General features: G+C 42.0%; 17 protein-coding genes. All 17 read left to right on the top strand.

The window, feature by feature from the left end; translation table 11 throughout:
* The first annotated feature begins 319 nt into the window (after positions 1-319).
* The 17 genes from A5883_RS11485 to A5883_RS11405 all read left to right on the top strand — a co-directional run bounded on the left by A5883_RS11485 (position 320) and on the right by A5883_RS11405 (position 13,878).
* Positions 320-802, top strand: coding sequence for a PTS sugar transporter subunit IIA (locus A5883_RS11485; protein ID WP_231473535.1), 483 nt, complete (start codon positions 320-322; stop codon positions 800-802).
* A complete protein-coding gene (locus tag A5883_RS11480) occupies positions 799-2,202 on the top strand; it encodes a PTS fructose transporter subunit IIC (RefSeq protein WP_016610587.1) in 1,404 nt (467 codons plus the stop codon). Before A5883_RS11485 ends, A5883_RS11480 begins: the two co-directional genes overlap by 4 nt.
* A 53-nt stretch (positions 2,203-2,255) precedes the next feature.
* Complete coding sequence (locus tag A5883_RS11475) at positions 2,256-3,122, top strand: ketose-bisphosphate aldolase (protein WP_086338603.1); 867 nt, start codon at positions 2,256-2,258, stop codon at positions 3,120-3,122.
* A 67-nt stretch (positions 3,123-3,189) separates the two neighbouring features.
* A complete protein-coding gene (locus A5883_RS11470; protein WP_016610590.1) occupies positions 3,190-3,894 on the top strand; it encodes a DeoR/GlpR family DNA-binding transcription regulator in 705 nt (234 codons plus the stop codon).
* A 156-nt stretch (positions 3,895-4,050) separates the two neighbouring features.
* Positions 4,051-4,368 carry a PadR family transcriptional regulator gene (locus A5883_RS11465; RefSeq protein WP_008377296.1) on the top strand — a complete coding sequence of 106 codons (318 nt, stop codon included), beginning with the start codon at positions 4,051-4,053 and terminating at the stop codon, positions 4,366-4,368.
* Positions 4,369-4,374: 6 nt separating this feature from the next.
* Positions 4,375-5,208: a hypothetical protein gene (locus A5883_RS11460; protein WP_016610592.1), complete on the top strand. Its 834-nt coding sequence runs from the start codon at positions 4,375-4,377 to the stop codon at positions 5,206-5,208.
* Between the two features lie 118 nt (positions 5,209-5,326).
* Complete coding sequence (locus tag A5883_RS11455) at positions 5,327-6,271, top strand: tocopherol cyclase family protein (RefSeq protein ID WP_034858240.1); 945 nt, start codon at positions 5,327-5,329, stop codon at positions 6,269-6,271.
* Between the two features lie 90 nt (positions 6,272-6,361).
* Positions 6,362-8,341, top strand: a complete 1,980-nt coding sequence (locus A5883_RS11450; RefSeq protein ID WP_016610594.1) for a S9 family peptidase — start codon at positions 6,362-6,364, stop codon at positions 8,339-8,341.
* 300 nt (positions 8,342-8,641) lie between these two features.
* On the top strand, positions 8,642-8,794 hold the full coding sequence (gene rpmG / locus A5883_RS11445; protein WP_005225339.1) for a 50S ribosomal protein L33: 153 nt from the start codon (positions 8,642-8,644) through the stop codon (positions 8,792-8,794).
* Positions 8,795-8,810: 16 nt separating this feature from the next.
* A complete protein-coding gene (rpsN, locus tag A5883_RS11440) occupies positions 8,811-9,080 on the top strand; it encodes a 30S ribosomal protein S14 (RefSeq protein ID WP_005225340.1) in 270 nt (89 codons plus the stop codon).
* Positions 9,081-9,095: 15 nt separating this feature from the next.
* A complete protein-coding gene (locus tag A5883_RS11435) occupies positions 9,096-9,230 on the top strand; it encodes a putative metal homeostasis protein (RefSeq protein ID WP_005237325.1) in 135 nt (44 codons plus the stop codon).
* A gap of 29 nt (positions 9,231-9,259) precedes the next feature.
* On the top strand, positions 9,260-9,430 hold the full coding sequence (gene rpmF / locus A5883_RS11430; protein ID WP_005225341.1) for a 50S ribosomal protein L32: 171 nt from the start codon (positions 9,260-9,262) through the stop codon (positions 9,428-9,430).
* A gap of 37 nt (positions 9,431-9,467) precedes the next feature.
* Entirely contained in the window at positions 9,468-9,863 is a 396-nt protein-coding gene (locus tag A5883_RS11425) for a hypothetical protein (protein WP_005225342.1), read from the top strand.
* Positions 9,864-9,888: 25 nt separating this feature from the next.
* Positions 9,889-10,296 carry a NusG domain II-containing protein gene (locus A5883_RS11420; RefSeq protein WP_086338738.1) on the top strand — a complete coding sequence of 136 codons (408 nt, stop codon included), beginning with the start codon at positions 9,889-9,891 and terminating at the stop codon, positions 10,294-10,296.
* Positions 10,297-10,671: 375 nt separating this feature from the next.
* Positions 10,672-11,379: an EAL domain-containing protein gene (locus A5883_RS11415; RefSeq protein WP_086338602.1), complete on the top strand. Its 708-nt coding sequence runs from the start codon at positions 10,672-10,674 to the stop codon at positions 11,377-11,379.
* Positions 11,380-11,383: 4 nt separating this feature from the next.
* Positions 11,384-12,493 carry a GGDEF domain-containing protein gene (locus A5883_RS11410; protein ID WP_086338601.1) on the top strand — a complete coding sequence of 370 codons (1,110 nt, stop codon included), beginning with the start codon at positions 11,384-11,386 and terminating at the stop codon, positions 12,491-12,493.
* A gap of 332 nt (positions 12,494-12,825) precedes the next feature.
* The gene (locus A5883_RS11405; protein WP_086338600.1) at positions 12,826-13,878 is read left to right on the top strand and encodes a GGDEF domain-containing protein; all 1,053 of its coding nucleotides are present in this window, start codon (positions 12,826-12,828) and stop codon (positions 13,876-13,878) included.
* Positions 13,879-13,901 lie beyond the last annotated feature (23 nt).

The following is a 13,901-nucleotide window of genomic DNA, read 5'->3' as shown; positions in this document are numbered from 1 at the left end:
TCATGTTTTATTACATGAGCGTTGATTCGAAAGAATGACTTGTAAGTGTAGATATCGGAAATGGAAGAAAAGTAGAGATTTACTTACGGTTCTTCTTTTAAAAAATTTTTTAGTATAGGTTAGGTATTAATCGAAATAAGAGAGCAATGGACGATGATTTGTCGTTCTTTGTTCTTTTTTTTGACTTTTATAGATCATTTTTATGAACTTATCCCACTTTTTTTCGTCTATTTGCATTAAATAGCTCATAGCATTGAACTGTTTAGTTCACGATGGTATAGTTTAGGCAAGTTTTCGAAAACGATTACAAAAAATGGAGGTGTTGAAATTGGATATCGGTCAACTGATTGATGAACGATTCATTTTATTTGATGAACAAATTCGGACAAAAGAAGAATTGTTTACTCAAGCATCTGTTTTATTCGAGTCCTCAGGAGTTATCAGTAATATAAAGAAGTACAAAAACGATTTATTTCGTCGCGAGAAACAAACCTCTACTGGGATTGAGGATCATTTTGGTATTCCTCATGCAAAAAGTAAGGCAGTGCTAAGACCCGCAATCGCCTTCGTAAAGTCGAGTCCAATTACTGATTATCAAGCAATTGACGGAACGGCAGTCACCTATTCTTTTGTCATCGCAGTACCTGAAAAGAGTACTGACGATCATTTAATCATCTTAAGCAATCTCGCACGATTGTTGATGCACGAAGGATTTCGAAATGCAGTAAAAAAGGCAGAAGACGCCTCAGATATTATTAACAATATTCAATCAAATCAATCAGAAAAGAGGGAACCTGTATGAAAATTGTCGGTATTTCTGCTTGTCCGACTGGAATTGCGCATACGTATATGGCTGCTGAAAAACTGGAAAAAACGGCAAAATCATTGGGATATACAATCAAAATCGAGACACAAGGTGTAAAAGTCGAAAACATTTTGAGTACAGAAGAAATTCAACAGGCAGAGGTTGTCATTTTAGCGGTTGACAAAGAAGTACAGACCGACCGATTTGCTGGAAAAAAAGTTAAAAGAGTGTCAACCGCAAGAGCAATCAGAGAACCAGAAAAAGTAATTCAAGAGGCAATAGATGGGGTAGAAGTGACCACGATTGCCCAAGCCGAGCATGCTTCAAACGAATCTGGAAAGAAAGCTGGCATTTATAATCATTTCATGAATGGCGTTAATTACATGTTGCCTTTGGTTATCGCCGGTGGAATTTTAATTGCGTTTAGTTTTGCTTTTGGGATCAATGCAGCTGATCCTAGCGATCCTTCATACAATCAAATTGCCGAAGTTTTAAGCACGATTGGTGGGAATACGGCTTTTGCATTGATGGTTCCTGCACTTGCAGCAGGAATTGCCACTTCCATTGCAGGTAGACCGGGCTTTGCCGCTGGTTTGGTTGCGGGAACGATGGCGGCAAGTGGAGGATCTGGTTTTTTAGGTGGGATGGTTGGTGGTTTACTCGCTGGGTATGCTACGGATTATTTAGCGAATAAAGTAACAGTAGCAAAATCATTTGCCGCACTCTATCAGTTGATTATTGTTCCTTTGATCTCAGTTGCTGTGACTGGCTTTGCCATGTTTTATTTCATTGATAAACCAATCTCTTATGTATTGGATGCTTTGACGAATTGGCTTAATGGACTTGGTTCTACGAGTGGTGTGGTATTCGGCTTACTGATAGGCATTATGCTGGCAGCTGATATGGGCGGTCCCATCAATAAATCGATTTCAACCTTTAGTATTGGTTTGATGTCGGCAGGAGTTAATGCACCAATTGCGGCTTGTATGGCTGCCGGGATGACACCGCCTCTAGGCATTGCCTTAGCTTCTATCTTGTTTAAGCAAAAATTTACTCAAGAAGAACGAACTTCCGCTCAGTCTTGCTGGGTTTTGGGATTATCTTATATTACTGAAGGTGCGATTCCATTTGCTGTCGCTGACCCATTACGAGTAATACCTAGTTTGATGGCAGGTTCAGCAACCGCTGCTGCAATATCAATGGGCGCCGGCGTAACTTCATTAGCTCCACATGGGGGTATCTGGATCTTACCGATTCCCAATGTATTGAACAATCCGTTGATGTATGTCGTGGCAATCGTTTCTGGAACGGTGGTTACAGCATTGATGTTAGGATTTCTGAAAAAATCTAGAACTGAAATGGAACGCCAACCAACCGATGAAGGAAAACTGATTTAGAAACTATTTATAGGTTGAAGCGCAACGAATCAAAAGAAAAGAGGAATGTCACAATGTTAATGACAATGAAAGAATTACTTGCTGTAGCAAAAGAACATAAATTTGCTGTTCCAGCATTTAATATTTGCAGTTTTGATATGTTAAAAGCAATCATGGAAGAAGTTGAGGCACAGGATGCACCAGTCATTTTAGAAATTCATCCTGATGAGATCGAATACTTAGGAGATTGTTTCATAGCGACAGTGCGGGAGTACGCATTAAAAAGTAAGGTACCAGTCGTTATTCATTTGGATCACGGGGGATCAATCTACGATGTCATGCGTGCGATCCGTAATGGCTATACCTCGGTGATGATCGATGCATCATTAGCCGATTACGAAGAAAATAAAAAAATCACGAAAGAAGTTGTTGAACTGGCACATACGGTTGGTGTCAGCGTTGAAGCAGAAATTGGTACGATTGGGAACAACGGCTCCGCAGAAGGGGGAGCTGCAGAAATTATTTACACAGATGTCGACCAAGCCGAAGACTTTGTACGCGCTACCGGCATTGACACCCTTGCCATTGCGATCGGAACGGCTCATGGGTTGTATCCAAAAAATATCATCCCTAAACTGAACATCGATTTGTTGAAAAAGTTGAACGATCGTATTGCTTTACCATTTGTATTGCATGGTGGGTCAGGAAACCCAGATCATGAAGTGCGAGAGTCTGTAAAATATGGCGTATGCAAAGTAAATCTTAGTTCTGATTTGAAATCCGTATTTTTTGATTCAGTCAGAAAAGTATTGACGGAAACCCCTGCTATGTATGAACCAAATCAAGTATATGTACAACCAATAGAAGATGTGAAAACTGTTGTACGCCATAAATTGACACTGCTGAATACGGTTGACAAAGCAAGTTTTTATCAGAGATAATATAGGAAATGATTGATTGGCACAGGATTAAATTGGTGGGAATTTCTTTTTTAAAAGGAGTTTATGTATGGGGAAAGCAAAAGATGAGCGTAAGCAGAAAATCATGATGTATTTAAATGAAACGAAATTTGCTTCTCTGGGGGAATTAGTTGAATTCTTACATTATAGTGATGCTACGGTCAAACGCGATCTGATTGAACTGGAAAACGAAGAACAAATCAGACGTACCCGAGGTGGTGCTATGCTGATCGATTCAGAGAAGGTCGATGCGGCTTATCTGACAAAAGTGGGGAATTATGTCAATGATGAAGAAAAACGCAGAATTGCAGAACGTGCAGTGACGTATATTGAGGACGATATGACCATTTTCGTAGACAGTTCTAGCACAGCTTTGCACCTGATCCCTTACCTGAAAAAAATTCATGGGTTACGAGTGGTAACCAATAGTGTGCTAACTGCCGCACTACTATCGGAACATACTGCTGCTGAGGTGACCATCGTTGGCGGGACGGTAACGAACAAAAAGTTTACCGTTAATTCAGTTACAGCAGTCAACCAGCTCAGGACCTATCATTTTGATCTTGCGCTTCTCTCTTGTAGGGGATACGATGAAGAAAAAGGAGCCACTGAGAATACTGAAGGGGAAGCAGTATTTAAACAGGTATTGAAAGACTGCACCGAAAAAATTATTCTAATGGTTTTAGAATCAAAGCGGAATAAAGTATATTTTTACAAGAGCCTCTTACCCGAGGATATCGATATTGTCATCTAGAAAAAAAGCATCGAGTTTGTCAAAAACGGTCTTATTTAAAAGGCCGTTTTTATTTTCACTACTAGTATGCTTTACAAACTAGTGACAAACACGTATACTAGGTACAACACTAGTTTGTATAACAAACTAGATAAAGGGAACCAAAGGAGGGAAATCGTGAAAGAGACGCAATTGCTAAAAGGGGTTTTGGAAGGGTGTGTTTTGCAAGTGATTGCTCAAAAAGAGATTTATGGTTATGAACTGGTACAGGAACTGAAGCAAAGAGGCTTTGAAACGATCGTTGGCGGCACGATCTATCCTTTGCTGCAGAAGTTGGAAAAACAAGAACTTATTACCTCTGAGATGAAAAAATCACCTGAAGGACCTGATCGCAAGTATTTCTCGATCACCCCGAAAGGCATAGACTATTTGGCACAATTTAGAGAACAATGGACGAACCTAATGAAGAAAGTCGAAGGATTATTTAAGGAGTGAGGAAACATGGCAAATAAACAAGAGACGACCTATTGGCGAGAGCAAACCAATCTGATCGAGCAACAATTCAATGAGAAAAATCGCCAATTTTTTGATGATTTTCGAAGCTACCTCTTACTTTCCAGCCTTTTTTACGATGAGCATAAAGTCACAGAGCAGGTATACGCGATTGCAATGGATTTATTAGAAGCACAAACTCATGGAGAAGAGGCGCAACACTATTTTGGCAATGATCCGAAAGGGGTGGCAGATGAACTGTTGGCAAACACGCCAAAGAGCAATCTCAAAGAGCGTCTCAAATTGGCATATCTAGCGGTTGGTATCAGTTGGGGGATCAAGTTTATAGCTGATTTTACAAATCAAGGACCACTGGTTCTTAACCTGCTGGATTATCTTTTAACAGGATTGGTAACTGTGGTAGCGGTCATCGGGATTTTTGCGATCATCAGCAAAACCATCTATCAAAAGAAGGACACAAGCAAGGTGATTCGTTTCGGCTCCCTTTGGCTCGTTGTGAGTGGCTGGATTGGTCTTTCACTGTTGATCAATCTGCTGACCCCAAACTGGTGGCTCCTGACGATCGCATTTCCTTTTGATGTAGTATTGGTTGGCAGTTTGCTGGTAGCGGCGATCGTTTTTGTTGTATCACGCAAAGAAAAAGCTTTTTATCCGATCGTTTTTCTACTGGGGGTATTTGTGTTGCTTGGTTGCCTACAAAAAGCCATGGCATTTTATCACATTGGGGATCCATCGTGGATGACCGGAGGACTTTTGACACTGCTCGTTGTAGGGTTTCTTATTTTTCTCTGGTGGACCCGTCGAGTGATGAAAAAGCAATAAGCAAAGCCAGAAACAAGTGTGTTGCTTGTTTCTGGCTTTTTTACATGGACAAAAGCATTATCCTGAGGAATCTTTCTGCTTCATGCTACACTTAAAAAAGAAACGGAGGGAAATCAAGATGTTGACAACAGATCGGTTCTTTCACGGCCACGACAAGCAGACCGCTTTTTTTGAAGGCTGGTACCATAAGCACCAAATTGGTGAAGAAGTCTATGCTTTTATTCCTGGTCTTTCGATTCAAGAAGACGGTACCAAAGAAGTGTTCATTCAAGTGATCAATCATGAGGGCGCGCATTACTTCTCCTTTCCAGAAACTGATTTTCAGGTTTCAGAAGAGGAGCGAAAAGTAACGATTGGTGACAATATCTTTAGTGAAGCAGGCATTCAAGTTTCTTTAAAAAATAACGATCTCCAAGTACAAGGAGCAGTAAAATATAACGACCACAAACCGATTCAGCGGACACGTTATGCGCCGAGTATCATGGGGCCTTTTTCGTACCTGTCATTTATGGAGTGCTACCACGGTGTCTTGAGCATGAGTCATACCTTAGAAGGTACGCTGTACTGGAACGAAGAACCAATCGATTTCACGAACGGGATCGGTTATTTGGAAAAAGACTGGGGTACCTCCTTTCCAGCAGCTTATATCTGGGTTCAGTGCAACAGTTTTGATGCACCAGATGTACGGTTCTTTTTCTCCGCAGCCGACATTCCCTTTGCTGGTTTTGCTTTTTTGGGAACGATTTGTGTTCTGCAAGTCGGCAGCCAAGAATATCGTTTTGCTACTTATCATGGTGCAAAGATTCATGATGTCAAACGTACGGAAGACCGTTTAGTGATCCATCTCAAACAAAAACAGTGGCTGCTGACGATCGAAGTGTTGACGAAAGAAGGCCATTCGTTGTTAGCACCTTCTATTGGGCAAATGAATCGGATCATTCGCGAAAGCGCCAGTACGGAAATTGCCTTGACCCTTTTAGAAAATGGGCAGGAGATCTTGCGGCAGACAGGAACGTCGGCTGGTTTTGAAGAAGTAGCGAATCTGCGAGGATTTCACTATTAAAAAAAGGCGGGAAAAAAGCAGAAAAATTCGTTTCTTTTGATATACTAGTAGATAGTTACTGCGAAAACACGTATCTTTGGAGGGAAACGGATGGAAAAAATAACGAATGAGACACTGTTTGAACTGAAAACGATTGCGCAGCCTGCAGTGGGGCAAAATCAGGTTTTTTACTTGGAAACGGCAGTCAACCAAGAGACTAATACGTATGATTCAGCGATTTATAGTATTGACCCAAAGACCAACGAACGGCGTGAGTGGGGCACCGAAGCGACGACCCACAACAACCTAAAGGTCTCGCCAGATGAGCAAAGGCTCAGTTTTGTGACGACCGATCCAAAGAAAGGTGAAAGTACGTTATGGACGATGCCAGTGTCCGGAGGCAAGCCCCAAGCACTTGTCACTGAGAAGGGTCTGGGGGACTATTTTTGGAAGCAAGACGCAACGGCGGTCTATTATAAGCTGGCACAAGAAGAGCCGGTCTCAGAGAATCAAGACGACACAGAAAAGACGGACAAGCAAAAGGAATTTCCAGAAGTAAAAGCTACTACGAAAGTCAATTATTTGGCGGATGGCGTCGGATTTTTAAAAGAAAAAAAACATTCGATCGTCAAAAAAACGATCGCGACACAAGAAACGGAACTGATTTTTGAGCATGATTCTCCCTTTGTTTTTTCTGGCATCGCGGATGATCAGAAGACGTTGTTCCTCACCTTTGACAAAGAGGAAGAAGATGAATGGGACTATGGCTCGAAGGTTTGTCTCCTTGATAGCCAGACGAAAAAGACAGAAAGTTTAGAAAACATCCTGCCAGAAGGAACCTACACTTTTGCTGCTGTGCGCAATGATCAGCTGTTACTATTAGGCAATGATCTCTCTTACGGATTTGTGACCTTGGATGATTTGTTTTTGATCGACTTAAAAACGAAAGCAGTCAAAAATCTTTCCAAGGAGTTAGATGTTGCCTTTGGCAATGCGATCATCAGTGATTTTCAACAAAAAAATCGTGGCGTAGCGATCACCTGGTTGACGGATGACACATTCCTTGTACCCGTAACAGAACATGGCAAGCTACAATTGTACCGTGCCACGACCCAAGGAGAATGGACCAAACTACTTGATGAAAAAATGGATATCCTCGATGCGGCGATCTATTCAGAAGCCAAACTTGCTGTTGCTTATGCGACGCCAACGATCCCTAGTCGCTTAGCGTTGATTGACTTAACAAGTGGCGAAGTAACCGATCTCTATGATCCTAACCAAGCAGTTATGTCACAATTAACGATCAGTAAACCCGAAGCGTTTTGGTACGAAGGAGCAGATGGCTGGCAAATTCAAGGCTGGTATTTGCCTCCGACCGAAACAAAGGAAAATCATCCAGCGATTTTGTACATTCATGGCGGTCCGCAGGTCTGTTATGGGGAAACATTTTTCCAGGAGATGCAAGTCCATGCCGCTAATGGCTATGGGGTCATCTTGTTGAACCCTCGTGGCGGGCAAGGATACGGTCAAACATTTGTCAAATCGATTTTAGGTGATTATGGCAATAAAGATTATCAAGACTTGCTGTTAGGGGTGGATGCCGTGATGGCAAACCATCCAGAAATCGATACGAACACCATCCATGTGGCTGGCGGCAGTTATGGTGGCTTTATGACCAACTGGATCATTGGCCATACCGATCGTTTTTGCGCGGCCGTTACGCAACGCTCGATCTCAAATTGGATCAGCTTTTATGGGACGAGTGACATTGGACCTGCCTTTGTCAAATTCCAATTGTTGCGGGAACTTGATGAGACCGAAGGACTTTGGAAGATGTCGCCTTTGGCCTATGCCAGCCAAGTCAAGACACCTACGCTAGTCCTCCATGGGGAAAATGATTTGCGATGTCCGCAAGAACAAGGACAGCAGTTTTACATGGCATTGCAACGTCAAGGCGTCGATACGAAGCTGATGCTGTTTCCCCAATCCTCTCATGGTTTATCACGCAATGGCTTGCCGAACCTGCGGATAGAACGCTTGCAGGCGATTAGTGAATGGCTTGCGTCACATGAGAACCAATCAGTAAATTAACCGAATGAAATCACCTGACAAAGAATCACGACTTGGGCTGCTTGAAAAGCCCAACCAGTGATTTCTTAAAGATCAGGTGATTTTTTTGCGGGATCAAAAGCTATAGGTTCCTGATATCTTGCCGCCAATGACAGCGACGGTTGAAAACAAATTCATATGACGTTTTCTTCACGTGTTAAATAACAAAAAGAAGAAATAGTTTTGCTTGCTTCCTGTGTTTTAGTGTGATATGATACAAAACGTAATCGTTACACTTTGAGTGTTCTTTTGGTGTGACGCAAGAGAAAGGAGCTGGTTATTATGAGAAACAATATTATTTTGGCATGTGTGGAGACAGGGGAAAGACTTTATTTGACCAATAAGAACCAGCGCAATACGCCGGAACGTTTAGAATTAAAAAAATATTCACCAAAGTTGCGGCGCAGAGCGATTTTTCGTGAAATCAAGAAATAGGAAGGAATATAACTGAATGGCAAAAAAATCAAAAATTGCAAAATACAACAAACAAGTACAACTCATCGAACAATACCGAGCAGTACGTCAAGAACTAAAAGCACAAGGAGATACCCAAGCATTGGCCAAACTACCGAAGGATTCGAATCCGACTCGTTTGAAGAAACGGGATATGATCGATGGTCGTCCGCGCGGCTACATGAATAAATTCGGCATGTCACGGATCAATTTCCGTAAGCATGCACATCTCGGAGAAATTCCCGGCGTTACAAAAGCAAGCTGGTAACAGAAAGGAGTCAATATGGAAAAAACGGACTTGTCTAGTGCGTATCGACGTTTAAAGAGCCCGAACATCAAAACAAGGAAACGCGCATTAAAGATCATTCATGAATTTAAGCGAAATAAACGAAAAAATGCATTGCAGCTGCGTGCATAATGAGAAAGTGAAAGAAAGTTGGAAATGACATGGCAGTACCTGCAAGAAAAACATCAAAAGCAAAAAAGAATAAGCGCCGGACCCACTATGGCGTCAAAGCACCAGCGATTTCGTTTGATGGGACAACAGGAACCTTCAAGCGCAGCCACCATGTATCATTAGCAGAATATAAAGCGCAGCACCCAATCGAAAAGAATTAACGCCGTCTTATGACGCCGTCCAGAAAGCAGGGGGAAAATGGAGATCATCTATCCGTCATTGATTGAAGAAGCCTATCGTCACAGTAAAAAATTTCATCCAGAGATCACCAAAGAGGCAATCTATCGCCATTTTTACGAAGCAGGCTTGATTAAAGAAAACGGCGATCCGACGGAAAAAGCCTTGTCAGAAGGGGTCGTTAAAGATTATACTGAGGACTGGGATCTTACCTTTGAAGAATTTTTGATGATCTACCCCGTGTTTCGTTCCTTTGACTCAAAGCATTTCAAGAAGATCGAGCATTTTTGGGAAATGGATTTGGCTTTGCAAGAACAAATTCTTGCCCAATGGGAGCAAGAAACCTTCACAGAGGAAGAGATCATCGACCTAACTGCTTTTTTTGAAGAGCGATTACCTTCTAAAAAGGAACAGTGAATGAACCATGAAAGGCGTACATGTGATGAAAAAGACGATCCAGCCATTTTTAAAACTTCTAAAGCCCTATGATTATCTGCTGTTTGTTCTGTTAGTTGTCGGCTCTTTTTTACCACTTTTTCTATTTGAAGCACAAGCTCAAAGTGATACCGGCGATCGGTATGCAATCGTGCGGATCAATGGAGAAGAGGTTGACCGTTTTAACTTAGAAGAAATCGATGCGATGGAAAAAACCTACTATCCAGCAGAAGGTCAGTACAATATCGTCGAGATCAAAGATGGCGCGATCCGAGTTCGTGAAGACAATAGTCCCGACCAGATTGCTGTCAAAACCAGCTGGATCTATCGCAATGGGCAGACGAGCATTTGCCTGCCTCATAAGCTGGTGATCGAGATCAAGCAAGCCGGTGCCTATGACTATTTAATTTATTAACAGAAAAAGGAAGCCAGCTGAACAATTCCTGTTCAGCTGGCTTTTTTATGAGGATGAGCAGAAGAAGCTGTCAAAACCGACAATCGACCAACGTGTAAGTCAGCCAGAAACAGCGTTTTTGATACAAGAAAAGCGCAGAATTCCAACCGTCAGAAGAAATGGGAACTATGGGTGGAAATAGCAATCTCTGTCCAATCGTTCACAAAAATTTCTGCCCAATCATCTAAAATAGTTGGGGAACTGCGGCTCTATTTGGTATACTTAGGCAAGTCAGTTCCTTTGAAGCTTCTTTTTCTAAGGACTATGAACGAGCGATGATACAAATATGACCAATTTTCGGAAGTGATAACTTTACTAGATGGGGGCTTAACGAAGATGGGAAATGAAACAATTTGGGAAAACACAGACAATTTTTATCTGTTATGTCAACCAATCATGCAGGTAGAATCGCTAAGTCAGCAAGAGGTGAACGGCTATGAGGTCTTGCTGCGCAGCGAGAAAAACAACCGCTTTCCGCAACAAGAATTCAGCGCAATGATTCAATCTGAAAGTGGCAACCAGCAGTTGATGGAGTGGTATGCCCAGGAGCTGCGACGGTTGTGCCAAGAAAAGCCGAAAACCCGCTTTAGTGTCAATATTCATCCACAACAGCTGCTGTGGCAGTCAACGTGGACCTTTTTTGATGGGATGACTGCTCACAAAGAGCAGTTGCAGATCGAATTAACAGAGCATCCTGTAAAAGGTCAGCATGATTCTTTTGATTTGTCTACTGCCCTTGCAAAAATCAAAGCCTATGGCTATGTGATCGCTGTCGATGACATCGGCTGTGGCCAAAATACCCTGTCATTGGTCTTTGCCAATCTTGAAAATGTGGATTGTTTGAAATTTTCACTACTGCCGTTTATTCAGCTCGATGAGGAGATCGGGTTTAGTTTCTTGACCTGTTGGTTGAAGGTCGCCAAAAAGTATCAGCTTGAGTTGATCGTTGAAGGCATCGAGACCCGCGATAAGATGGCGCAACTGCTTGAGATGGGGGTTCATTTACAACAAGGATATTTATGGTCTAAAGGAGAGCGATTGTGATGGAATGTTAGAACGAGGCGTGCTCTTGGCGTTTGGTTTGCCGCTGATGATTGCCAGTTTACTGGTGACCGCAGATGTTTTTGTACGAAGTGTGCAAAAAATATCGGTTTCTCGTCCATTTAAGTATTTTATTATTGGTATTCTGACGTTTACGCATTTGTATTTTATTCTTTCTTTCTCAATGAATTCAGTTGGGTTTATCTGTTATCAATACACAACTGCTTTTATTGCGAGTCATTTTTTCTATGGTGATCGTGGCAAGATCTTGATTTTGATAACGCCGTGTATGGTCGTGTTCTATTTACTGTTTGTCGGTTTTTCTGACATTGGCAAAGCCTTTTATTTACCACTATTAGGTGTCGGCGTCTTTGTCCTTGATTTTCTCTTATCAAAAATCAAGCCGCTGCGTCCGCAACAGCAATTTTATTTGATGTATTTTTTGACCTGTCTGATCTCACCGCGTTTTTCGATGTTGGTCCATCATACGACGACCTATGACTGGGAAGCGATGTTAGCAGTACTTGTTGGTTCTTTTGTGCTGTTGGGTGGCTTTATGTGGCTGCATCGGTTGATTGAAGGCGAAGAGTACCAAGTACTGGCAGAGTTGGCGAATAGTAAGATCGATGCGTTGACCGGCTGCTTCAACTATGGGACCTATAACCACGATCTGCTTCAAGCCGTTTCACAGAAAAAGACTGTGACGATCGCCATGATCGATCTCGATCACTTCAAAAAGGTCAACGACCGTTATGGTCATATCGCCGGAAATGAGCTATTGAGAACTTTCGCCTCACGGACGTCCACTTTTTTAGATGCGCATTTTGCCGAGACCTTTTCCTTTTATCGTTATGGCGGCGAAGAGTTCTGTGTCGTGATCGAAGGGGATGTCAAAGAACAGACCGTAGCTGCGATGACGACACTGTGTCAAACCATTTCTAGTAGTATGTTTCCTGTCGCTAATTTTGAAAAAGGGACGATGTCTTTGTCTTGCGGCGTTGAAGCGAGCACCGTTTGTCATGGGGATATCTTGGCAGCCGTTGAAAGAGCCGATCAAGCACTCTATCTCGCAAAACAAAGTGGTCGAAACCGGGTGTGCACCTTGCCTGAGACGTAAAAAAATAATGGAAAAATAATTTGCACAAATTCACAAAGAATTAAATGTTTATGCACAAAAAGTTAGTAATAATAAAGAAATAATGTTATTTATTTATAAAATATACATTTTGATTATTTTATTTATCTTGAGAATCTTCGCATATTAACAAAAAGATTGAAACTATGTATAATTTCTGGTAAATTATTCTAAATCAAGAGTGATAAAAACTGTCAATAATTAATAGTGATTCTTACTTGATGCTTTGTCCGCTTTTCCAATGAAATGTTTCTGGAATTGTCCCGTCGAATCAGCAAGTAAGGGTTCTTTTTTTTAGAAAGGAAGCACAGGAAATGGCAAATACGCTGGTTGTCAATACACTCGCAAATTTAGGCGCAATTATCATCAATATTTATTTGTTATTCAAAATCAGTGACGGATTCGTTGGCCAAGGGACGTTCAAAGCGAAACAGATCGCAGCGGCGATTGCTTGTGAAACCGTGGTGGGGATGCTGATGATGAATTTCTCTTATGTCGTATACGAAACGCGATTTGACCTGCGCTTTTTGCTTTACGCTTTTTCCATGAAATATCTGGGGTGGAAGGTGACCGTACCGACGATGGTCAATCTAGCGTTAGGGCGTTTCTTGTTTGAAGTATCAAAATCGTCTTGGTTGAACTTATATCTTACGTTTTTTTTGATAGTGACACTGACATTTCTGCATGCTTGGGCCAAACGGCGATTTACTGACAAACAAGAGTTATTCCTATCAATTACCTACTTGATCGCTATCTCCTTTCTTTTTGGTTTTTATCTGACGGGCGATATTCAAAAAACGACCCTAATTTATATAGTTTATGGCATTCTCGCCTATACGTTGGCGTTTTTCCTTTACTCGATAGTAAATGATATGCAGCGCATTTTGGCATTGGTCAAAATCGATGATCTTACGCAGTTGAACAACTTCCGTAAATTTCAAGATGACCGCCAACGCCTAGACACGACCGAGGTGGACTTATCGATCGCTTTGATCGATATCGATCATTTCAAAAATTACAATGACCGTTACGGACACCGTGCTGGGGATGTGATTTTGCAAGAAATCGCTCGTATTTTTTCGACCTACTGTACGGCGAGCAACCCGGTCTATCGCATCGGTGGGGAAGAGTTTGCGATCTTGATCCAAGGAGACGCACAGGCTGCTGCTGATCTCCTCGAAAAAATCCAAAAGCGCATCCGTTACCAAGAGATCATCTTGGATGCAGGCGATTCGGTCAGCATCACGTTGTCGATTGGGATCGCACAACGGCAAAAGGGCGAGTTGCTACAGCAAACACAAGAACGAGCCGATCAAGCATTGTATCGAGCCAAGCGCAGCGGTCGCGACCAACTCTGTCTTTACTGACGGGGTTGGCTTCTTTTCTTTTT

The sequence above is a fragment of the Enterococcus sp. 5B3_DIV0040 genome, assembly GCF_002140755.1.
Classification (GTDB): Bacteria; Bacillota; Bacilli; order Lactobacillales; family Enterococcaceae; genus Enterococcus_D; species Enterococcus_D casseliflavus.
Note: the sequence above shows the minus strand (reverse complement) of the source record. Positions and strands in the feature narration are given on the sequence as shown.

Excerpts from the sequence above, each read along its gene's own strand:
- A5883_RS11405 (WP_086338600.1), top strand. The coding sequence starts at position 12,826 with ATGGCAAATACGCTGGTTGTCAATACACTCGCAAATTTAGGCGCAATT.
- rpmG (WP_005225339.1), top strand. The coding sequence starts at position 8,642 with ATGAGAAACAATATTATTTTGGCATGTGTGGAGACAGGGGAAAGACTT.
- A5883_RS11410 (WP_086338601.1), top strand. The coding sequence starts at position 11,384 with ATGTTAGAACGAGGCGTGCTCTTGGCGTTTGGTTTGCCGCTGATGATT.
- A5883_RS11435 (WP_005237325.1), top strand. The coding sequence starts at position 9,096 with ATGGAAAAAACGGACTTGTCTAGTGCGTATCGACGTTTAAAGAGCCCG.
- A5883_RS11450 (WP_016610594.1), top strand. The coding sequence starts at position 6,362 with ATGGAAAAAATAACGAATGAGACACTGTTTGAACTGAAAACGATTGCG.
- A5883_RS11480 (WP_016610587.1), top strand. The coding sequence starts at position 799 with ATGAAAATTGTCGGTATTTCTGCTTGTCCGACTGGAATTGCGCATACG.
- rpsN (WP_005225340.1), top strand. The coding sequence starts at position 8,811 with ATGGCAAAAAAATCAAAAATTGCAAAATACAACAAACAAGTACAACTC.
- A5883_RS11475 (WP_086338603.1), top strand. The coding sequence starts at position 2,256 with ATGTTAATGACAATGAAAGAATTACTTGCTGTAGCAAAAGAACATAAA.
- A5883_RS11415 (WP_086338602.1), top strand. The coding sequence starts at position 10,672 with ATGGGAAATGAAACAATTTGGGAAAACACAGACAATTTTTATCTGTTA.
- A5883_RS11425 (WP_005225342.1), top strand. The coding sequence starts at position 9,468 with ATGGAGATCATCTATCCGTCATTGATTGAAGAAGCCTATCGTCACAGT.
- A5883_RS11420 (WP_086338738.1), top strand. The coding sequence starts at position 9,889 with ATGAAAAAGACGATCCAGCCATTTTTAAAACTTCTAAAGCCCTATGAT.
- A5883_RS11455 (WP_034858240.1), top strand. The coding sequence starts at position 5,327 with ATGTTGACAACAGATCGGTTCTTTCACGGCCACGACAAGCAGACCGCT.
- A5883_RS11460 (WP_016610592.1), top strand. The coding sequence starts at position 4,375 with ATGGCAAATAAACAAGAGACGACCTATTGGCGAGAGCAAACCAATCTG.
- A5883_RS11470 (WP_016610590.1), top strand. The coding sequence starts at position 3,190 with ATGGGGAAAGCAAAAGATGAGCGTAAGCAGAAAATCATGATGTATTTA.
- rpmF (WP_005225341.1), top strand. The coding sequence starts at position 9,260 with ATGGCAGTACCTGCAAGAAAAACATCAAAAGCAAAAAAGAATAAGCGC.